Source organism: Pseudomonas sp. NPDC088368 (assembly GCF_044753445.1).
GTDB classification, from domain to species: Bacteria; Pseudomonadota; Gammaproteobacteria; order Pseudomonadales; family Pseudomonadaceae; genus Aquipseudomonas; species Aquipseudomonas bambusae.
Window position 1 is genome coordinate 106,966 of record NZ_JBIVNG010000011.1, and the last position, 19,537, is coordinate 126,502.

At 59.4% G+C, this 19,537-nt stretch carries 22 protein-coding genes and 1 pseudogene; 9 read left to right on the forward strand and 14 right to left on the reverse strand.

Going from position 1 to position 19,537, the window contains the following annotated elements:
• Positions 1 to 26: 26 nt before the first annotated feature.
• The 3 genes from ACIQAL_RS23695 to ACIQAL_RS23705 all read left to right on the forward strand — a co-directional run bounded on the left by ACIQAL_RS23695 (position 27) and on the right by ACIQAL_RS23705 (position 2,820).
• The gene (locus tag ACIQAL_RS23695) at positions 27 to 1,688 is read left to right on the forward strand and encodes a choline dehydrogenase (protein ID WP_401149931.1); all 1,662 of its coding nucleotides are present in this window, start codon (positions 27 to 29) and stop codon (positions 1,686 to 1,688) included.
• Between the two features lie 72 nt (positions 1,689 to 1,760).
• Positions 1,761 to 2,345, forward strand: coding sequence for an AraC family transcriptional regulator (locus ACIQAL_RS23700; RefSeq protein ID WP_401149932.1), 585 nt, complete (start codon positions 1,761 to 1,763; stop codon positions 2,343 to 2,345).
• Positions 2,323 to 2,820: a helix-turn-helix domain-containing protein gene (locus tag ACIQAL_RS23705; RefSeq protein WP_401149934.1), complete on the forward strand. Its 498-nt coding sequence runs from the start codon at positions 2,323 to 2,325 to the stop codon at positions 2,818 to 2,820. The genes ACIQAL_RS23700 and ACIQAL_RS23705 overlap by 23 nt, the downstream gene beginning before the upstream one ends.
• Before the next feature lie 120 nt (positions 2,821 to 2,940).
• On the opposite strand, the gene ACIQAL_RS23710 is transcribed toward ACIQAL_RS23705, so the two are convergent.
• From ACIQAL_RS23710 to ACIQAL_RS23725, 4 genes and pseudogenes are all read right to left on the reverse strand, one after another.
• Positions 2,941 to 3,669 (reverse strand): class II aldolase and adducin N-terminal domain-containing protein, encoded by a 729-nt coding sequence (locus tag ACIQAL_RS23710; protein WP_401149935.1) that lies wholly within the window; start codon positions 3,667 to 3,669, stop codon positions 2,941 to 2,943.
• 249 nt (positions 3,670 to 3,918) lie between these two features.
• Positions 3,919 to 4,818: an acyltransferase gene (locus ACIQAL_RS23715; protein WP_401149937.1), complete on the reverse strand. Its 900-nt coding sequence runs from the start codon at positions 4,816 to 4,818 to the stop codon at positions 3,919 to 3,921.
• A gap of 83 nt (positions 4,819 to 4,901) precedes the next feature.
• Complete coding sequence (gene pta, locus ACIQAL_RS23720; protein WP_401149939.1) at positions 4,902 to 6,995, reverse strand: phosphate acetyltransferase; 2,094 nt, start codon at positions 6,993 to 6,995, stop codon at positions 4,902 to 4,904.
• 89 nt (positions 6,996 to 7,084) lie between these two features.
• A pseudogene (locus ACIQAL_RS23725) lies at positions 7,085 to 7,418 on the reverse strand (DUF3565 domain-containing protein).
• Here ACIQAL_RS23725 and ACIQAL_RS23730 point away from each other — a divergent pair.
• From ACIQAL_RS23730 to ACIQAL_RS23740, 3 genes are all read left to right on the forward strand, one after another.
• Entirely contained in the window at positions 7,417 to 7,902 is a 486-nt protein-coding gene (locus ACIQAL_RS23730) for a peptidylprolyl isomerase (RefSeq protein WP_166597207.1), read from the forward strand. The pseudogene ACIQAL_RS23725 and the gene ACIQAL_RS23730 sit on opposite strands and share 2 nt — an antisense overlap.
• Positions 7,903 to 8,034: 132 nt before the next feature.
• On the forward strand, positions 8,035 to 8,517 hold the full coding sequence (locus tag ACIQAL_RS23735; protein WP_341964467.1) for a glutathione peroxidase: 483 nt from the start codon (positions 8,035 to 8,037) through the stop codon (positions 8,515 to 8,517).
• Positions 8,518 to 8,814: 297 nt separating this feature from the next.
• Positions 8,815 to 9,924: an NADH:flavin oxidoreductase gene (locus tag ACIQAL_RS23740; RefSeq protein ID WP_401149941.1), complete on the forward strand. Its 1,110-nt coding sequence runs from the start codon at positions 8,815 to 8,817 to the stop codon at positions 9,922 to 9,924.
• A gap of 119 nt (positions 9,925 to 10,043) precedes the next feature.
• On the opposite strand, the gene ACIQAL_RS23745 is transcribed toward ACIQAL_RS23740, so the two are convergent.
• The 3 genes from ACIQAL_RS23745 to ACIQAL_RS23755 form a co-directional block, all read right to left on the reverse strand.
• Positions 10,044 to 11,210 carry a glycosyltransferase family 4 protein gene (locus ACIQAL_RS23745; RefSeq protein WP_401149942.1) on the reverse strand — a complete coding sequence of 389 codons (1,167 nt, stop codon included), beginning with the start codon at positions 11,208 to 11,210 and terminating at the stop codon, positions 10,044 to 10,046.
• Between the two features lie 333 nt (positions 11,211 to 11,543).
• Positions 11,544 to 12,026 (reverse strand): hypothetical protein, encoded by a 483-nt coding sequence (locus tag ACIQAL_RS23750; protein WP_401149944.1) that lies wholly within the window; start codon positions 12,024 to 12,026, stop codon positions 11,544 to 11,546.
• 45 nt (positions 12,027 to 12,071) lie between these two features.
• Positions 12,072 to 12,368 carry a hypothetical protein gene (locus ACIQAL_RS23755; RefSeq protein ID WP_401149946.1) on the reverse strand — a complete coding sequence of 99 codons (297 nt, stop codon included), beginning with the start codon at positions 12,366 to 12,368 and terminating at the stop codon, positions 12,072 to 12,074.
• 173 nt (positions 12,369 to 12,541) lie between these two features.
• Here ACIQAL_RS23755 and ACIQAL_RS23760 point away from each other — a divergent pair, with 173 nt between their 5' ends.
• Positions 12,542 to 13,156 carry a hypothetical protein gene (locus ACIQAL_RS23760; RefSeq protein ID WP_401149947.1) on the forward strand — a complete coding sequence of 205 codons (615 nt, stop codon included), beginning with the start codon at positions 12,542 to 12,544 and terminating at the stop codon, positions 13,154 to 13,156.
• Positions 13,157 to 13,196: 40 nt separating this feature from the next.
• Here ACIQAL_RS23760 and cysZ read toward each other — a convergent pair whose 3' ends face one another.
• Positions 13,197 to 13,952, reverse strand: coding sequence for a sulfate transporter CysZ (gene cysZ / locus ACIQAL_RS23765; RefSeq protein ID WP_401149949.1), 756 nt, complete (start codon positions 13,950 to 13,952; stop codon positions 13,197 to 13,199).
• A 260-nt stretch (positions 13,953 to 14,212) separates the two neighbouring features.
• Between cysZ and ACIQAL_RS23770 the strand changes: the two genes are divergently transcribed.
• Both ACIQAL_RS23770 and trxB read left to right on the forward strand, forming a co-directional pair.
• Entirely contained in the window at positions 14,213 to 14,812 is a 600-nt protein-coding gene (locus tag ACIQAL_RS23770; RefSeq protein WP_401149951.1) for a peroxiredoxin, read from the forward strand.
• A gap of 156 nt (positions 14,813 to 14,968) precedes the next feature.
• Complete coding sequence (trxB, locus tag ACIQAL_RS23775; protein ID WP_166597200.1) at positions 14,969 to 15,931, forward strand: thioredoxin-disulfide reductase; 963 nt, start codon at positions 14,969 to 14,971, stop codon at positions 15,929 to 15,931.
• A gap of 184 nt (positions 15,932 to 16,115) precedes the next feature.
• Here the strand turns inward: trxB and ACIQAL_RS23780 are convergent, their stop codons facing one another.
• From ACIQAL_RS23780 to ACIQAL_RS23805, 6 genes are all read right to left on the reverse strand, one after another.
• Complete coding sequence (locus tag ACIQAL_RS23780) at positions 16,116 to 16,457, reverse strand: HopJ type III effector protein (RefSeq protein ID WP_166597199.1); 342 nt, start codon at positions 16,455 to 16,457, stop codon at positions 16,116 to 16,118.
• Positions 16,450 to 16,746: a DUF1244 domain-containing protein gene (locus ACIQAL_RS23785; RefSeq protein ID WP_401149954.1), complete on the reverse strand. Its 297-nt coding sequence runs from the start codon at positions 16,744 to 16,746 to the stop codon at positions 16,450 to 16,452. Before ACIQAL_RS23785 ends, ACIQAL_RS23780 begins: the two co-directional genes overlap by 8 nt.
• Positions 16,747 to 16,970: 224 nt before the next feature.
• Positions 16,971 to 17,342 carry a dihydroneopterin triphosphate 2'-epimerase gene (gene folX, locus ACIQAL_RS23790; protein WP_166597197.1) on the reverse strand — a complete coding sequence of 124 codons (372 nt, stop codon included), beginning with the start codon at positions 17,340 to 17,342 and terminating at the stop codon, positions 16,971 to 16,973.
• Between the two features lie 3 nt (positions 17,343 to 17,345).
• On the reverse strand, positions 17,346 to 17,906 hold the full coding sequence (folE, locus tag ACIQAL_RS23795; RefSeq protein ID WP_401149956.1) for a GTP cyclohydrolase I FolE: 561 nt from the start codon (positions 17,904 to 17,906) through the stop codon (positions 17,346 to 17,348).
• Positions 17,907 to 17,927: 21 nt separating this feature from the next.
• Entirely contained in the window at positions 17,928 to 18,638 is a 711-nt protein-coding gene (gene folM, locus ACIQAL_RS23800) for a dihydromonapterin reductase (protein WP_401149958.1), read from the reverse strand.
• Positions 18,639 to 18,818: 180 nt separating this feature from the next.
• Complete coding sequence (locus ACIQAL_RS23805; protein ID WP_401149960.1) at positions 18,819 to 19,388, reverse strand: antibiotic biosynthesis monooxygenase; 570 nt, start codon at positions 19,386 to 19,388, stop codon at positions 18,819 to 18,821.
• Positions 19,389 to 19,537 lie beyond the last annotated feature (149 nt).

A 19,537-nucleotide genomic window follows, 5' to 3' on the forward strand; every position in this document is an offset into this window, starting at 1 on the left:
CACCTTTGGGATGGAGGCATCGGATCATGTCCGAACAAAGATTCGACTATGTGATCGTGGGCGCGGGTTCCGCAGGCTGCGTGCTGGCGAACCGGCTGGGCGAAGACCCGAGCGTTCGGATTCTGTTGCTCGAAGCCGGGCCTGTGGATAACAGCTGGACCATCGACATGCCCTCGGCGGTGGGCATCGTCGTTGGCGGCACCGTTTACAACTGGAGCTACAGCTCCGAGCCTGAGCCGTATCTGAACAATCGTCGGATTGGCACGCCCAGAGGCCGAACGCTGGGTGGGTCGTCGTCGATCAATGGCATGGTCTACATCCGGGGCCATGCGCGGGATTACGACAACTGGGCCGAGCAGGGCTGCATCGGCTGGGGTTATCAACAGGTGCTGCCGTATTTCAAGCGCGCACAGACCCACGCCGAAGGCGGCGACCAATACCGAGGTGGATCAGGGCACTTGCATGTCACGCCCGGCAACGTGAAAACGCCATTGTGTGCGGCATTCGTGAGGGCAGGCGCAGAGGCCGGTTATCCCCTGAGCGACGACCTCAACGGTTATCAACAGGAAGGCTTCGGCCCGGTGGATCGCACGACCCGCAATGGCCGACGCTGGAGCACGTCGCGGGGGTATCTGAGCGAGGCGTTGGCGCGGGGCAACGTGACGGTCGTGACTCAGGCAAGGGCGCTGCGGATTCTGTTCGACGGCAACCGGGCGACAGGGATCGAGTATGCCCACAATGACCAGGTCCATACGGCGTTGGTGCGCCGTGAAGTGCTGTTGACAGCAGGTGCCATCAACTCGCCGCAGCTGTTGCTGTTGTCCGGTATCGGGCCCGCCGCTGAATTGCGCGATCTGGGCATCGACGTGAAACGGGATTTACCCGGTGTCGGTCGGCGGCTCAACGATCATCCGGACGCCGTTGTGCAATATCTGTGCGAGCAACCGGTGTCGATTTATCGCTGGACCACCGCGCCGGGCAAATGGTGGATCGGTGCTCGTTGGTTCGTCCGGCACGACGGGCTGGCGGCGAGCAATCACTTCGAAGCGGGGGCGTTCATCCGTTCTCGGGAGGGCGTTGAACATCCCGATCTGCAACTGACATTCATGCCTCTGGCGGTGCAGCCGGGCAGCGTCGATCTGGTGCCAAGCCATGCGTTTCAGGTGCACATCGACTTGATGCGCCCGACGAGTCTGGGCAGCGTGACGCTGAAAAGCGCCAATCCCTACGAAGCGCCGCGCATCCTGTTCAACTACCTCAAAACGGAGCAGGATCGAGCGGACATGCGCGCAGGCGCTCGTCTCGTTCGGGAGATTATTGCGCAACCGGCCATGGCGGCGTTCAAGGGTGGAGAATTGGTGCCCGGACCCGCCGCGCGCACCGACGCGCAACTGGACGCCTGGGCACGGCAGGTGACCGAAACCGGCTACCATGCCAGCGGTACCTGCAAGATGGGTGTGGCGGACGATCCCGAAGCGGTGGTCGATCCACAACTGCGCGTATTGGGGCTGGACGGCCTGCGGGTGGTGGACGCGTCGATCATGCCGGTCATCGTCAGCGGCAACACCAATGCGCCGACGGTGATGATCGCGGAGAAAGCCAGCGACATGATTCGCGGACTCGACCCCTTGCCCGCTGAAGAGGTGCCAGTGTGGATTCATCCGCAGTGGGAAATCCGGCAGCGATGAGCCGGTTTCTGTAGGGGCGCGCTCGCCTGCGAAGACCATTTCAGATCCACCGCTTTGTTCACGGTAACCACCATGACACCGACGACTGTGCAGCCGACTCCGATCAACCGATGCCCTGACGCAACAACGCCGCGACGTATTGCCATCGTGTTACTGCCGTCGTTTTCCAACTTTGGACTGGCGGCTGTCATCGAGCCCCTGGCGATCGCCAACTGGTTGAGCCAGCGCACGTTGTTCGAATGGACGCTGTTATCCCTCGACGGCCAGCCGGTGCAGGCGAGCAACGGGTTGATGAGCGTGGCGCAGGCGAGTCTCAGCGCGGAGCAAGCGTTTGATGTGTGCGTGGTGATCGCCAGTTTCGACGTGCACAAACACAGCGCCAATGCTTCGTTGAAAAGCTGGCTGCGTAAGCAGGCGTTGTTCGGCGCGGTGCTGATGGGCGTGGAAACCGGCACTGAACTGCTGGCGGCTGCCGGGGTGCTCGACGGTTTCGAAGCGGCTGCACTGGGACAATTTGCAGGGCTTTCGCGAGAGCTACCCCCGAGTCAAAGCCCGAGCGCAGCTGTACACCCTGGAGCGGCAACGCCTGACGTGCGCGGGAGCCACCTCGACGCTGGACATGCTGGTGAGCTGGATGAAGCAGAGCGTCGACAGTGACCTGGCAAGAGAAATCGCGCTGCATTTATTGATGGGCCGCGTCCGCGAACCGGCCGACAGCCAGCACGAAAACGGCCTGAACAACGCAACGTTGTACGGCGGCAAAATGCGCCGGGCCGTGCAATTGATGGAGCAGGCGCTGGAGGAGCCGTTGGACTGCGAGGCGATTGCCGGTCAGGTGGGGTTGTCGCGTCGTCAACTGGAGCGGCAATTCAAACAGCACACCGGGCTGTCGCCGCTGAAGTTCTATATGACATTGCGACTGGCCAAGGCCCACAGCCTGTTACAGCAAACGCGCCTGAGCGTCGCGCAAGTGGCGGCGTGCGCCGGGTTTGGCTCGCTGGAACACTTCTCCCGCACCTACCGCGCGAAATTCGGCTGCGCACCGAGCGAGGATCGTAGTCAGGTGTGGACCGCTCCGGTGATGCGCCAGCCGTTGGGGCGGGTGTCTGAGATCGATACAGAATTGCACTGACACGCAGTCCTGCTTTTGATTCTGGCCGCAGGCCGTAGGAGCAGGCAAGCCAGTTCCTACGGCCTTCGCACAGAAGCGGGATTCGAGGGCTGCATCGATGCAGGTATAAGGTCATGCCCTTTAGTCTCTGAAATCAGGCTCTTCTTCATCCAGAATCGCCATTAGCGCACTGAAATGCTTGTGCGCGAATCCCGGATAGTCCCGCCATTGCTGCGCGGTCTTGCGGGCGATGTCGTCGCTGGCGATGCGCAGCGGTTTACCCGTCGAAAGCGCCGTGATGTAGACCTCGCAGGCGCGCTCGAAGTAATACAGGTCATCGAACGCCTGGGCGACGCTGGATGCTGCGACCAGCAGTCCGTGATTGCCCATCAACAGAATCGGCTTGTCGCCCAGCAAGCGGCTGACTCGCTCTGCTTCCTCGCCCAACCCCATTCCGTCAAACCCTTCGTCGATCACCACGCGTTCGAAAAAACGCATCGAGTTCTGCTCGATGGGCGGCAAGCGCGAGTCGGCGAGACACGCCAGCGCCGTGGCGTATTTCGAATGGGTGTGCAAGATGCAGCGGGCGTGGGGCTGATTGCGATGCAGTGCGCCGTGCAGGGCCGACGCGGTGATGTCCGGCGCATCCGGGCGGTCGAGGCTGGCGGGGTCGTCGGCGTCGATCACCAACAGGTCGCTGGCCTTGAGCCGGGAAAAATGCCGACCATAGGGATTGATCAGAAACTCCCGCCCATCGGCCGATACCGCGACGCTGAAGTGATTGGCAACGGATTCGTGCATCCCCAGCCGCGCCGTCCAGCGAAAAGCGCAGGCCAGCTCGGCACGCAGGGTTTGATGGTCAATGTTCATGGCGCTCTCCCGCTCATCGATTGATGCGAGTGTAGAGCGCCAGTAAAGCGGGGCTTGATCAGCAGCGACGCTCAATGTCGCTGCGGTCTCGCTCTGCGAACGCAATCTCCCTGTAGGAGCGAATTCATTCGCGAGGCGCCCGTACGGCCGGCACACCTGTATCGAGTGTACCGGCCTTTCGCGAATAAATTCGCTCCTACAGGGGGGGGGGGGCGGCGTCGCGAGGATGAGGGCCGGCGGGGGTGTTATTTACCGGGAATACCGCTCATGCATCTGCCCCAGCAATGCATCCTTCTCTTCCCACAGCCGATTGATCCACCGCTGAAATTCCGCGCGATACGCTTCGTCCTGGTCGTAGCTTTTGCCAATGAACTGCTGCGGAATCTGCACTTCTTCAAAGTGCGCCACCACCTCGCGCACGTTGCCGCACAGCAAATCCCAATAGCCCGGCTGGCCCACCGGGTAATGAATGGTCACGTTGATCAACGATTCCAGTTGCTCGCCCATGGCATCCAGCACAAACGCGATGCCGCCGGCTTTTGGTTTCAGCAGGTAACGGAACGGCGATTGTTGTTGAGCGTGCTTGCCCTTGGTGAACCGTGTGCCTTCGGCGAAGTTGAAAATCCCTACCGGGTTATTGCGAAACTTCGCGCAGGTGCGGCGAGTGGTTTCCAGGTCCTTGCCTTTCTTTTCCGGGTGTTTGGCCAAGTAGGCCTTGCTGTAGCGTTTCATGAACGGGAAGCCCAGCGCCCACCACGCCAGGCCAATCACGGGCACCCAGATCAGCTCCTGTTTGAGGAAAAACTTCAGCGGGCGAATGCGCCGGTTGAGCACGTACTGCAAGACCATGATGTCAACCCAGCTCTGGTGATTGCTGGTCACCAAATACGAGTGCTGATAGTCCAGACCTTCCAGCCCGCTCAGGTGCCAGCGGGTGTGGCCAAGCAGGTTGATCCAGGCGTTGTTGTTGCTGATCCAGGCCTCGTGTATGTGGCTCATCAGCCAGTCGGTGACTTTCTGCGCCGCCGGAAAGGGCAGGCACAGCTTGAAGATTGCGACGATGAACAGCGGCGTGCAGCAGACAATGGTGTTGAGCGCCAACAGCAGCGAGGCGAGAACACCGCGCAAAGGGGCGGGCAAGAAATCCATGAGGGATCGAACTCCGAAGGTAAGACAGCCGCCGGTGAGTTCCCGGCGGCGTTATTGTGAATGACTGATATTGCAGACCGGCGTTATTGAGGCAGGTTCGCCGCTTGAATGGCCGTGAGGGCGATGGTGTAGACGATGTCATCCACCTGAGCGCCGCGCGGCAAGTCGTTCACTGGCTTGCGCAGCCCTTGCAGCATCGGCCCGAGGCTCACGCAGTCCGCACTGCGTTGCACGGCCTTGTACGTGGTGTTGCCGGTGTTGAGGTCGGGGAACACGAACACGTTGGCACGACCGGCGACCGGGCTGTCCGGCGCCAGTTGCCTAGCCACGTTCTCGTTGGCTGCCGCATCGTATTGCAATGGACCGTCGATCAACAGGCTTCGGCGGGTTTCCTGCGCCAGTTGCGTGGCCTCGCGCACTTTCTCCACTTCCTCTCCACTGGCCGAGTTGCCGCTGGAATAGCTGATCATCGCCACGCGCGGCGACAGGCCGAAGGCAACGGCAGAATCCGCGCTTTGCACCGCGATTTCCGCCAGTTCTTCTGCGGTCGGGTGCGGGTTCATGATGCAGTCGCCGTACACCAGCACCTGCTCGGGAAACAGCATGAAGAACACCGACGACACCAGCGTGCAGCCCGGTGCGGTTTTGATCAGTTGCAGGGCAGGGCGGATGGTGTTGGCAGTGGAATGCACGACGCCCGAGACCAGGCCGTCCACTTCGTCCAGCGCCAGCATCATGGTGCCGATCACGACCGGGTCTTCCAATTGCTGCTCGGCCATCGGCGCATTGAGGCTCTTGTTCTTGCGCCGGTCGACCATCGGCCCGACGTAGCGCTCACGAATGTCATCCGGGTCGAGAATTTCCAGACCCATTGGCAATTCAATGCCCTGAGCGCGCGCCACGGCCAGCACCTCATCAGGTTTGGCGAGCAGTACACAACGGGCGATGCCACGGGCCTGACAGATCGCGGCCGCCTGGACAGTGAGCGGGTCGGCGCCTTCCGGCAGCACGATGCGCTTGTTGGCCGCTTGAGCCCGCTGGATCAGTTGATAGCGGAACACGGCGGGCGACAGGCGCATCTCCCGAGGCGTACCGCAGCGCTGATGCAGCCAGTTGGCGTCCAGGTGGCTGGCGACGAAATCGGTGATGATTTCCGCACGTTCGCGGTCGTCAATGGGGATTTCCTTGTTCAACCCGTTGAGCTGGTTAGCGGTGTCGTACGAGCCGGTGCTGACCGACAACACCGGCAGGCCGGCTTGCAGGGCGCCAGCGCACAGCTCCATCAGGCGCGGATCGGGGCGGGTGTCGCTGGTCAGCAGCAAACCGGCCAGCGGTACGCCGTTCATGGTCGCCATGCTCACGGCGAGAATGATGTCGTCGCGGTCGCCGGGTGTGACCACCAGCACGCCGGGTTTCAGCAGTTGCAGCGTGTTTAGCACGGTGCGGGCGCAGATGATGATTTTCGACATGCGCCGCTGTTCGTAGTCACCGGCGTTGATCACCTGAGCGCCCAGCAATTCAGCGACGTCACGGGTGCGCGGGGCGTTGAGGTCAGCCTGGAACGGGATGCAACCCAGCAGGCGGAAATCGCCGCTGCGCAACAGGGGCGAGTGTTCCTTGAGTCGCGCCGAGAAGGCTTCCATGCTTTCGTCAGTGCGCACTTTGTTGAGGATCACGCCCAGCACTTTCGGGTCTTTCGGACCGCCGAACATCTGCGCCTGCAACTCGACGCGGCCGGAAAGCTCCGTCAGCACTTCGTTTTCCGGCGCGGACACCAGAATCACTTCCGCGTCCAGCGCCTTGGCCATGTGCAGATTGACCCGCGCAGCGTAGCTGGCGCTGCGGGTCGGCACCATGCCTTCGACGATCAACACGTCGCGGCCGATGGAGGCTTCCTGATAGAGATTGATGATTTCTTCGAGCAACTCATCCAGTTGACCTTCGCCGAGCATGCGTTCGACATGGCCGAGGGCGAGGGGCTTGGGCGGCTTGAGGCCGTGAGTGCGGGCGATCAGTTCGGTCGACCGCTCCGGGCCGAGGTCACCGGGGTGGGGCTGAGCGATGGGTTTGAAAAAGCCGACCTTGAGTCCGGCGCGCTCCAGGGTGCGCACCAGCCCAAGGCTGATGGACGTCAAACCCACACCAAAGTCTGTGGGCGCAATAAAAAAAGTCTGCATGCGGGCTTCTCGAAGGTGAGCGTGCAAGGGTCTTGATTCGTCAGAATCAGGGACCTAAGTCAAACAGGACGCTGTTCAGTCGCAGCGTCTCAACGGGGCACAAGGTTATCGTCATCTGCCCCCTGCGCGCACCAGCCGCAGTGAAAGGATTGACCTGTTTTTTCCTGTCGCGCCTGCGCATCGAGCACCCAGGCGCGGGATTGCCACGGTGGTTGATGCCGCAGGTGCTGGGTGTGACCGCAGGCGAGGTCGGCGACCCAATGGCCATCCTCGTCCTGATGAAACCCGATAATCGTGGTGTCGTTCTGAGGCATCGCAGGGTCGTGCAATCGGGGCCGTCCGTCTGAGTTGCGTTCGCTTTCGCGCGAGGGCTTGGTTAGACTTGCTCGCTCATATCTCTATTTGCAAAAGGTCTTGCCCCATGCCGATCGCCGCCAACAAGGCTGTCTCCATTGACTATACCCTGACCAATGACGCTGGTGAGGTCATCGACAGTTCTGCCGGCGGCGCGCCGCTGGTTTACCTGCAAGGCGCAGGTAACATCATTCCGGGTCTGGAAAAGGCACTGGAAGGCAAGGACGTCGGTGACGAGCTGAAAGTCGCCATCGAGCCTGAAGACGCTTACGGCGAATACTCGGCTGAACTGGTCAGCACCCTGAACCGCAGCATGTTCGAAGGCGTCGACGAACTGGAAGTGGGCATGCAATTCCACGCTTCCGCGCCGGACGGCCAAATGCAGATCGTCACCATTCGTGATCTGGACGGCGACGATGTTACTGTCGACGGTAACCACCCGCTGGCCGGTCAGCGCCTTAATTTCCAGGTTAAGATCGTTGCCATCCGTGACGCCAGTCAGGAAGAAATCGCCCACGGTCACGTGCATGGCGAAGGTGGCCATCACCACTGATTTGTCCTGCTAAGCTCAAATAGCTGGCCAGGCGTCCTCGCGGGCTTTTGCGAAAACCGTCTTGGTTTCGCGGCCTGACAGGGCGCCTTTTTCGGCCGATGGTGTTTGTTTGGTGAGCAGGGGAGTTTCGTCATGAGTATATTTCACGACCTGAAATTAAAAGCTCTGGATGGCCAGGAACTGCCTCTCGCGCCCCTGAAGGGCAAAGTGGTTCTGGTGGTCAACGTGGCCTCCAAGTGTGGCCTCACGCCACAATACGCCGCACTCGAAAATCTCTATCAGAAATACAAGGACCGCGGTTTCAGCGTTCTGGGTTTGCCTTGCAACCAGTTCGCGGGGCAAGAGCCAGGTTCTCAGGAAGAGATTCAAGAATTCTGCTCGCTGAACTACGGCGTCACCTTCCCTCTGGGTGACAAGCTGGAAGTCAACGGGCCGCACCGTCACCGCCTGTATCAGATGCTGGCAGGTGAAGGTGCAGAGTTTCCGGGGGATATCACCTGGAACTTCGAAAAGTTTCTCGTCGGGCAAGACGGCCGCGTGCTGGCGCGTTTTTCGCCACGTACCACGCCGGATGATCCGGCGGTGATACAAGCGATTGAAAAAGCGCTGCATTGATTGTTTGCCAGCGTGATTCGCTCCTTCTCGCTTCTTGAACGCTGCCTCAGGTCTGTGGGAGCGAATTCATTCGCGAAAGGCCGGTGCGATCGCTGCATCGGCGTCGCCTGACCTACATTCGCGAATAAATTCGCTCCCACAGAGGTCTCCTGGCGTACGGAAGGCATGTGCATACGCCGACCCCTAGGCGTCTTTTCGCGACTTCTAAATCTTAATCACCCAAATCAATAGTGCTAGTCATCCCGGCTCGGTCGGCTCATTCTGTATGACCTTCATAATATTTCCTGAGCCGAGGACGTGCGCATGCCAGTCAAAGCCTTGTTTAAACCTTTTTACTTGGGCAGCCTGGAATTGCCTACGCGGGTCGTTATGGCACCGATGACCCGTTCGTTTTCGCCGGGTGGCGTGCCAAATTCCAAGGTCATCGAGTACTACCGTCGCCGCGCCGCGGCGGGCGTGGGCTTGATCATCACTGAAGGCACAACCGTCGGTCACAAGGCGTCCAACGGCTACCCGAACGTCCCGCAATTCTTCGGCGAAGCGGCGTTGGCAGGCTGGAAAAAAGTGGTTGATGCGGTTCACGCAGAGGGCGGCAAGATCGTTCCCCAGCTGTGGCACGTGGGCGCCGTGCGTCGCTTGGGCACCGAACCGGATGGCACCGTTCCTGCGTACGGCCCGACTGAAAAACTCAAGGATGGCAACGTCGTCGTCCATGGCATGAGCAAACAGGACATCGTTGACGTTATCGCCGCCTTCGCTCAAGCGGCGAAAGACGCCAAGAACATTGGCATGGACGGCGTGGAAATTCACGGTGCTCACGGTTACATCGTCGACCAGTTCTTCTGGGAAGGCACCAACCAGCGCACCGACGAGTACGGCGGGGACCTGGCCCAGCGCTCGCGTTTCGCCATCGAACTGATTCAGGCCGTGCGCGCCGCCGTCGGCCCTGATTTCCCGATCATCTTTCGTTACTCCCAGTGGAAACAGCAGGACTACACCGCGCGTCTGGTGCAGACCCCGGAAGCGTTGGGGGCTTTCCTCAAGCCGCTGTCTGACGCGGGCGTGGACATTTTCCACTGCTCGACGCGCCGTTTCTGGGAGCCGGAATTCGAAGGTTCTGACCTGAACCTGGCAGGCTGGACTCGCAAATTGACGGGCAAACCGACCATCACCGTCGGCAGCGTCGGGCTGGACGGCGAGTTCCTGCAATTCATGGTCAACACCGACAAAGTCGCGCAACCCGCCAGCCTGGAAAATCTGCTCAAGCGTTTGGGTGATGAGGAATTTGACCTGGTGGCCGTGGGCCGTGCGCTTCTGGTCGATCCGGATTGGGCGGTGAAAGTGCGCGAGGGTCGCGAGGAAGACATCCTGCCGTTCAGCCGGGACGCATTGGGCAAGCTGGAGTAAATTACCGCCTGCGCAGGTGTGTTTTTCGGTGGGAGCGAACGAATTCGCGAGACGTCGGTACAGACGACACGGATGTGTTGAATGTCCGATCACTCGCGAATGAATGCGCTCTCGGGGTGCTAGACCCCTAAAGCGACTCCATCCCGCCGCTCACTGGCCACCCGCAAATACTGCTCGAACGCCTCGATCACCCCCGCCCACCCCTGACGGCTGGCATGTTGTCGAGCATTCAGACGAACCCTGCGCAGGGTCTCGTCGTCCTCAAGCATCCAGCGTGCAGCGTCAATAAAGCCCTCTGCATCGCCTGGCATCGCGACTGCGCCGTTGTGGCCGTGTCGAATGTGCTGGGCCGCCGCCGCTTCGTCGTACGCCACCACGCCGAGCCCTGAGGCCAGCGCTTCAAGAACGACATTGCCGAATGTCTCGGTCATGCTCGGAAACAGAAACAGATCCCCCGACGCATAGTGAGCCGCCAGCGCCTCACCTCGTTGGGTGCCGCAGAAGATCGCGTCCGGCTGCTGCTGTTGCAGCGTTGCGCGGACCGGCCCGTCACCGACGATCACCAGCTTGAGCTTTTTGTCGGGATAAGCGCTGACCAGACCGTCGAACGCGGTGTTGAGCAGCCCCAGATTTTTCTCCGGAGCGAGCCGTCCTACGTGCAAAACGGCGGTGTCACCAGGCTCCAGGCCCCAGGTCTCACGCAGCACGTTCGAACGTCGGGATGGATGAAACAATTGGCAATCCACGCCCCTCGACAGCAGCTCCAACCGCTCGAAGCCGCGCCGTTCCAGCTCTGTCTTCTGGCTGGCGCTGGGCACCAGGGTGGCGTTCGAACGATTATGAAACCAGCGCAGGTACGAGGTCAGCAGGCGGGTAATAAAGCCCATCCCGTACTCCCGCGTGTATTGCTGAAAATTGGTGTGAAAGCCGCTAACAATCCCAATCCGCAATCGGCGCGCTGCTCTCAAGGCAGACAGCCCCAACGGCCCTTCAGTCGCGATGTAGAGCACATCCGGCCGACTTCGCTGCCAGCGCCGCAGCAGCTTGTGCATCGACGACTGACCCCACTGCAACCCCGGATACCCCGGAATCGGCCAGCCGCGACACAGCATCAAATCATCACCCGCCGCCCGCAACTCGTCCTCGTTCTGCCTGGGACGAATCACTTCCACACGATGCCCACGCAGCCGCAAGCCGTCGCACAACCGGCTCAGCGTGGTGGCCACGCCATTGATTTCAGGTGCGTACGTTTCAGTGATCAACGTGATATGCAAAGACTTACTCATAACCGCCAGTTTCAGACGCTGGCGTTGCGCTTGTGTGGCGGTTGGGTGATGGATTTGTGACATGCCCAATTTGCTCTAACTGTTCAAATAATCGCCGAGCTAGATCAATGAGTTCTATTTTCTGACAAGAGGGTCTTACAGTCCTATGGCGCTGTGCGAAATTTCCGAAAGGCCTTTGTTTTAAGAACGCGCCATCCGTCGCAGCCTTTCCTTTTCGAGCTCAAGTTATCGGACCCTGGACGTGTTCCCGTTGGAGGACTGCAAGGCAGGCTAACCGTGGATTGGTAATTTATCAGACCGCCTGCACGCCGCTGAACGGCGTGCAGGCTTTCGTCATAGTCCAAGCATGCCTTTGAAACGCGCAGGCATTGAGTCATGAAAGTTGAAGATTTTCTGTAAAATTTCTTCCGCAGGTGTTCCTTTGGAAACTTCTTGTCGGTAGAGATTGTTGCAATGTTGCTGCATGGTTTGACTCATGTGGCTGAAATACTGCTCTGTGAGTGGAGTGACAAGCTCTCCCGTAGCGGCATATCGTATGTTTGGTCGGTCTGAAAGATCTAACAAAGCTGAAGATAAGGAGTTGTGCGTGTATCCGAAAGCCAGCGTTGCCGCTTCCGAGGGACTGGTTTTTGCTTTTTCCAGCATATAGTTCCGTTCACGAATTAGATCCGCAGAGTGAGTCATGTCGCGTGCGGTTCGTGATGGAAGTGTATTTTTTAATGTATCACTGAAGAGGTCGCTAGACGTAGTAGCGACTTGGTGCGTGTTGGCCGGTCGAGACAATACAGAAAATGCTTCGCTGTTGTTGATCAACATATAGCTTCCTCTTGGGTCTGAATGTGCGATGCGGTTCAAAAGATATCAATGATCTCCCACTGTGAACGGCACGATCCGCGATGACCCGATCTTTTCCAGTGCAGCGGCCTCGGGGGTGTAGTGGGTTTGAACGGGATTGAGGCTGACCAGATTCAGATGAGAGCGTGGTTTCACGGGGCGGGCGAGTGTGGCCGGTTCAGCAGGTGAGGTGTTGGAGGTGGTTGTTTTCACTGCATCGGCCAATGCTTGCATGAACGCGGGTGCGTTGGGATCACGTTTCGCTTTTTGCGGCAGCAGCGACGGTTGGGTGTGATTCGCGGGATTGAGACGGCTGGTTTCCATGCGCTTGAACTCCCATTGATGAACGCGCCCGGAGTGGGCGTCACCATGGTTGAACAAGGTGGCTGTGGGACGTATGGAAGACGTTTGTAGGATCGGTCCTGATTTTTGGGGGTGTGATTAAAGGTCGGTTTTCGCCATTAGGATGCGCATCTCCAATTCATCGAGGGACCGAGATGTCTGAGGTTTTTTATACGCCGCCGAAGGCTGATCTGACCGCCACACCGAAAAGCAGCCAGCCGTTTTTCACCGTGTCGCTCGACAAATTGACGGTGATGTTGGTCGTCACATCAGGGCTGTATGGCCTCTATTGGTGCTTCAAGCACTGGTCGCTTTACAAGGTGCATTCGGGGCGTTCGCTATGGCCGCTGCCTAGAACAGTGTTCGGGATGTTCTACATGCCTTCGTTGTTTTACAAAGTGGATGCTGTACTGAAAGAGGAGAACAAAGGCGGGATGCCTTATTGGGCAGTGTCTGCGGCTGCAATGATTCTTTTGGCACTTGTCCCCCATACCGTGGGGTTCATCATCGGCCTCGTCACGAGTTTGAGCGGTCAGCCGTTCACAGGTGTGGGCTTTATTCCCATGGTTGCCGCGTCGACTATTCCGATGCTACTCCAGTGCCTGATTTTGCGTCGGGTTCAGTCGTTCATGAATTTGGCCAATGGTGACGCCCAAGGGAGTCAAAACAAGGATTTCACCCCATGGAACTGCGTGTGGATGGTCATTGGCGTCATCTACTGGGGCGTTAACATGATGGTAGTGGCCTCGATGAATGCAGTCTCCTTCTAGCGCAAAAAACAAAGGCCTCGTATGAGGCCTTCTTATGCAATCAGCGAATCCGCTCCGCCAGCGTCTCCGCCCCCCGCTCTCGGACCCAGAACAACGTCGCTCCCGCCACGGCAGCGGGCATCATCAAAATGTTAACCACCGGAATCAGCAGCACCAGATACACGATTCCGCCGAAGCTCATGCTCTGCCAGCGCTTGGCGCGCAGCCAGGCGAGCATGTCTTGCCAGCTCATTTTGTGGTTGTCGGCAGGGTAATCGATGTACTGGATGGCCATCATCCACACGCCGAACATCAGCCAGAGTGGCGCGGCGACGATGTTGACGACGGGAATCCAGGACAGGATGAAAAGCCCGATGGCACGGGGCAGGAAGTAGCCCAGCTTGCGCATCTCGCGGCTGAGCGTGCGGGGGACCATTTCGATTAGCTCGCCCCAACTGAACGTAGGGAAATCATCGGTGCCGCGCAGGACCACTTCGACTTTTTCTGACAAAAAGCCGTTGAATGGCGCAGCGATGACGTTGGCGATCATGGTGAAGGTGAAAAACACCATCAGCACGACCAACACCACGAACAGCGGCCAGAGGATGTAATTGAGGAAGCTCAGCCAGCTGGGCAGCGTCGGCATGAACGAATCGACCCATAGGCTGAATTCGTGACCGGCGAAATAGATCAGTGCGCTGAACAGCACCAGATTGATGGTCAGGGGCAGCAAGACGAACAGCCGCAAACCGGGGCTGAGGACCAGTTTCAGGCCCTCGCGCAGGTATTGCGGGCCAGACAGGGCGGGTGCAGGCATACAAGCCTCCAAACATTGAAAACGCGCCGACCTTACCGGCTTTCCCCCAGCGGCGGAAGCAGGATCGGTATGGCGACATTCGCCGAAACAATCTGGCGAAGGCAGAGTCTATCGACGATACACAGGCCATCGATTATCGGGATAGGTACGGCCTATGAGCTGGATTGTGAAACGATATTTCCTTAATCTTCCCCGCCCCGATAAGCTTGCGGGCATCTTTCAGACCTCTTCCTTTCACTTTGAACCTCTCAGGAGTCTTAATGAGCGTTCTGGTTAACAAACAGGCCCCGGATTTCACTGCTGCCGCCGTTCTGGGCGACGGTTCGATCGTCGAAGACTTCAAACTGTCTTCGCTGCGCGGCAAATACGTCGTGCTGTTCTTCTGGCCACTGGACTTCACGTTCGTGTGCCCGTCGGAAATCATTGCGCACGACAACCGTGTCGCTAAATTCCGCGACTTGGACGTTGAAGTGGTCGGTGTTTCCATCGACTCGCACTTCACCCACGCTGCATGGCGCAACACCCCGGTTGAAAAGGGCGGCATCGGCCAAGTCCAATTCACTATGGTTGCTGACATCAAGCACGACATCACTCGCGCTTACGGCATCGAACACGACGACGGCGTTGCGCTGCGCGGTTCGTTCCTGATCGACCAGAATGGTGTGGTTCAGCACCAGGTGGTCAACAACTTGCCACTGGGCCGTGACGTTGACGAAATGGTCCGTCTGGTTGAAGCACTGCAGTTCACCGAACAGCACGGCGAAGTCTGCCCGGCTGGCTGGCGTCCAGGCCAGAAAGGCATGAAGGCTGACGCTTCGGGCGTTGCCGATTACCTGGCTGAGAACGCCAAGAGCTTGTAATACCGTCGCTGCGGCTTCGGTCGCAGCGTCATGATTTCAGGATGGGTGGGCGAATCTTCTCCAAGTGGCTCACCGATCCGTTTTATTCAACCGGTCCGCCGGTTTAGACCACAGTGACTCCGACCACACGTAATGGCCGGTCAATAGGAGTGTGTCATGTCTGATGTACGTCATTCCCGAGTGATTATTCTCGGCTCCGGCCCAGCCGGTTACAGCGCTGCGGTCTATGCGGCCCGTGCCAACCTCAAGCCTCTGCTGATCACCGGCATGCAGGCGGGTGGTCAACTGACGACCACCACCGAAGTCGACAATTGGCCGGGTGACCCCCATGGCCTGACCGGCCCGGTGCTGATGGACCGCATGCGTGAACACGCCGAGCGTTTCGAAACCGAGATTATTTTCGACCACATCAATGCTGTTGATCTGGCGGGTAAACCGTTCAGCCTGAAAGGCGACAGCGGGACTTATACCTGCGACGCGCTGATCATCGCCACTGGCGCCAGCGCCCGTTACCTGGGCCTGCCGTCCGAAGAAGCGTTCATGGGCAAAGGTGTTTCCGCCTGTGCGACCTGTGACGGTTTCTTCTACCGTAACAAGCCTGTCGCTGTGATCGGCGGCGGCAACACGGCTGTTGAAGAAGCGCTGTACCTGGCCAACATCGCCAGCAAGGTTACGCTGGTTCACCGTCGCGATACGTTCCGCGCCGAGAAGATCCTGATCGACAAGCTGCATGCGCGTGTCGCTGAGGGCAAGATCGAGCTTAAGCTGAATGCCACGCTGGATGAAGTGCTGGGCGACAACATGGGCGTGACCGGTGCGCGACTGAAGAACAACGACGGCAGCAGCGCGGAGTTGAAAGTTGACGGCGTGTTCATCGCCATCGGCCACACCCCGAACACCTCGCTGTTCGAAGGCCAATTGGCGCTGAAAGACGGCTACATGGTTGTTCATGGTGGTCGCGAAGGTAATGCGACTGCGACCAGCGTCGAGGGCGTGTTCGCGGCAGGTGACGTGGCTGACCACGTCTACCGTCAGGCGATTACCTCGGCGGGTGCAGGCTGCATGGCGGCACTGGACGTCGAGCGGTATCTGGATGGTCTGGCGAACGCTTCGTTCTGATCGGCTGTTCCAAAACGAAAAAACCGGCTCATTGGGCCGGTTTTTTTGTGTCTGCACTGTAGGAGCGAATTCATTCGCGATCGGTGTTTCAGGCGACACATCTGTATCGGATGTACCGGCCAATCGCGAATGAATTCACTCCTACAGGGCCAGCGTGCGCCGCCATACCGCGGCGCAGTAGCGATCAGGCTTTACGCGTCAACGGCTGAGCGCTGAACTTCACGCCTGCCAGACCGTGGGTGATCAGCGCCCGGATATTGCCGTGGTCGCTGCCTTCAGGCGTCGCCACCACCGAGCGATAGTGCTCGCCGAACGCCAACAGGGCTTCTTCGTCGCTCAGGCCTTCCAGCAGCGCCAGACCCAGCGTCTTGCACGAGCCTTCGTTCTGACCCGCCGCGTTCTCGACCGGGCCGTTGCTGAACGCCTGTGGCTGGTAGTCGTAGTGCGCGGCGACGAACGCCAGCGTATCGGCGAACGCGTGTTCGCCGGATTTCAGGCTGGCGCGCAGGGTGTTCAGGTCAGTCATGTTTCTTTTCCTTGGCGAACGCCGCTTGCTGATCGGCGCTGGCTTCTTTCTGGTAGAGGGATTTCCACTCGCCGTACGGCATGCCGTACACCACTTCGCGGGCGTCATCGAGGCTGATGTCGATCTGCTTCTCGTCGGCGGCGGCCTTGTACCACTTGGACAGGCAGTTGCGGCAGAAACCGGAGAGGTTCATCAGATCGATGTTCTGCACGTCCTTGCGGCTGTCCAGGTGCGCGACCAGACGACGGAAGGCGGCGGCTTCGAGTTCCAGGCGTTGTTGCTCGGTCATGATGGACTCTGTGGGAGTTGAAGATGGGGCGGATGATAAGAGTGTGGGGCAGGGCGGGCAATGGTTCTCGTCAACCGGACGCGTGACCTGTGGGAGCCGGCTTGCTGGCGAACGCGATATATCAGTCACTATGGATTGAACTGAACCGCCGCTTTCGCCGGCAAGCCGGCTCCCACAGAAGGTTATCGTTTGGCAATCAGACCGGCGGTGTCTGGCAACGATTTTCAGCGCTCGGCGGCCAGCGTAATCGACACCGACTCGGCGAAGCGCAGCGCGTGGGGTTTGTCGACTTCGACTTCGGCGTATTGCACGGCCTCGTGGCTCATCACCAGGTCCAGCACTTCCTGGGTCAACCGCTCCAGCAGCGCGAAACGATTGCTCTCGACGTGATGAATGATTGCCTTGGTGATGGTCCGGTAATTCAGCGCGTGATCGATGTCGTTGTCGCGCACCGCTTCCTGGGCGGCGTACAGGATCGTCAGGTTGATGAGGACGTCCTGCTTGTTGAGGATTTCATCTTCGTTGATGCCGATAAAGGTTCGCAGGCACAGGTCCTTGACCCGGATGCGTGCGGTGCCTGGTTCGAGTCTTGCCATGGACTACTTGCTCCGTCCGATCAGTTGCAGGAATTCCATCCGTGTCGTGTTGGATTCGCGAAAGGCGCCGAGCATCACCGAGGTGTTCATGGTCGAGTTCTGCTTTTCGACACCGCGCATCATCATGCACATGTGCTTCGCCTCGATGACCACCGCGACGCCTGCCGCATGGGTCACGCCCTGAATGGCGTCGGCGATCTGGCGGGTCAGGTTTTCCTGGATTTGCAGACGCCGGGCGAACATGTCAACGATGCGGGCGATCTTCGACAGCCCCAGGACTTTGCCGGTGGGGATGTAGGCCACATGGGCCTTGCCAATGAACGGCAGCAGGTGGTGTTCGCACAGCGAATACAGCTCGATGTCTTTCACGATGACCATCTCGTCGTTGTCCGACGCGAAGAGCGCGCCGTTGACGATCTCTTCCAGCGTCTGATCGTATCCATGACACAGGTACTGCATGGCCTTCGCTGCACGCTTGGGGGTGTCCAGCAAACCCTCGCGCTCCGGGTCTTCGCCCAGGCCGACAAGGATTTCACGGTAGTGCTCTGGCAGTGACAGGGTCATCAAAGGGGTCCTCGGGGCGGCTTACTTGACGTGCCGTCCGCCGTTTACGGTCAATGTGGTGCCGGTGACATACGGGTTATCCAGCAGATAGCGCAGGCTCTGGTAGATCACTTCAGGGCCGGGCTCAATGCCCAGCGCCGATTTGGCCAGCGCGCGTGCGCGGTACGCCGCGTCGTCGTCGGGTTGAAACATCAGCATGGCCGGAGCGATGCCGTTGACCTTTATAGAGGGGGCATAGCGGGCAGCGAACGACAGCGTCAGGTTGTCCATGCCTGCCTTGCTCGCGCAGTAGGCAATGTGCTTGCTGCTGCCCTTGCGCGTGACGTCGTCTCCGATGTGAACGATGTCGGCGATCTCCGAGCGCTGTAGCAACTCGGCGCAATGCAGGTTGATCAGGTAGGGCGCGAGCATGTGCACGTTGAACATGCGCATGAACACATCGCCTTCATCGCCCTCGGTTTCCGCCAGCCACTCGGAGGCGTTGTGGATGATCGCGCGCAAGCGTGGGGTGTGTTCTTTCAATTGCGCGATGAAGGCCATCACGCTGTCCTGCGACGAAAAGTCTGCCTGAATCGCGAGGGCGCCCAGTGCCTCCAGTCGCTCGACGCCAGGGCGTTCGGTGCGATAACTGATAATCACCGGCTGACCTTCGCCCAGCAGCCGTTCGGCGCAGTGCAGGCCGATGCGCTGGCTGGCGCCAGTGATCAGGACAGGGGCGGGGGAGGAGGCCATGGCAGCTCGTGGGTTATCAGGGAAGAGGAAACCGGATGGTCATTGGCGTATCGGCTCCGGATTGCGGGCGCCGGTTGCTTTCATTGCGCCATCAGAGATCGAACGTCTGGGGCAAAGTTAACCCAATGGTCAGTGGTGTACAACTGTGGGTTCGGCGCTGGAGGTCGGGACGATATGGGATCAGCGAGTAGACGCCGATTCGGCAGACACTGATGGCGTCTGACTGTTGCTCTGCAACCACCCTGACAACAGATGCGTCGACAACGGAATGAACCAGAACACCATCAATGGCGTGAGAAGGAGCGTGCTGATCATGATCCGCGGCAGCAACGCCAGCTCACTCAGCAAGGGCCCCAACACGTAGTTGAAGATCAATGAGACGGGAAAGAACGCCAACCAAATGGCGATGGCCTGTTTCCAGCGCGGCGGACGATGTCCGACGGTGCCGAACCAGCCGTCCAGCCCGCGCACACGGTGCACGGAATTCTTGGCGAAAAGCCCGCTGCCACGCACCAACCAGGAGCGTCGAGACGCAGAATGCTCCCACGCGTGCATGGTGGCTTCATCGGCAAAGCGGAAAATGATCTGGAATTCGTCGTCTCCCGGAGGCGGCGCGAGGACGCCCGAGCCCAGGTAGCCGGGAAAGTCAGTGGCGAGGTGCTCGCCTTCGTGCAGCCAGGTAATGAGTTCCTCATAGCGGCCATGGGCAACGCGGCGGGCGACCATCAGCGTGACGGGTGAGGTAGACATTGTGTATCTCCGATAGACGAGTGAGCTTCCCGGGTAGGGAAATCACATGGCGCAACGCCGGGGTGGTGGCGTCGCGTCAATTTCATTACGAAATGCAAGCAAGGATTATTCCTGATTCCGTGGACAAAGCCACAAGTCTTTGCGGATCA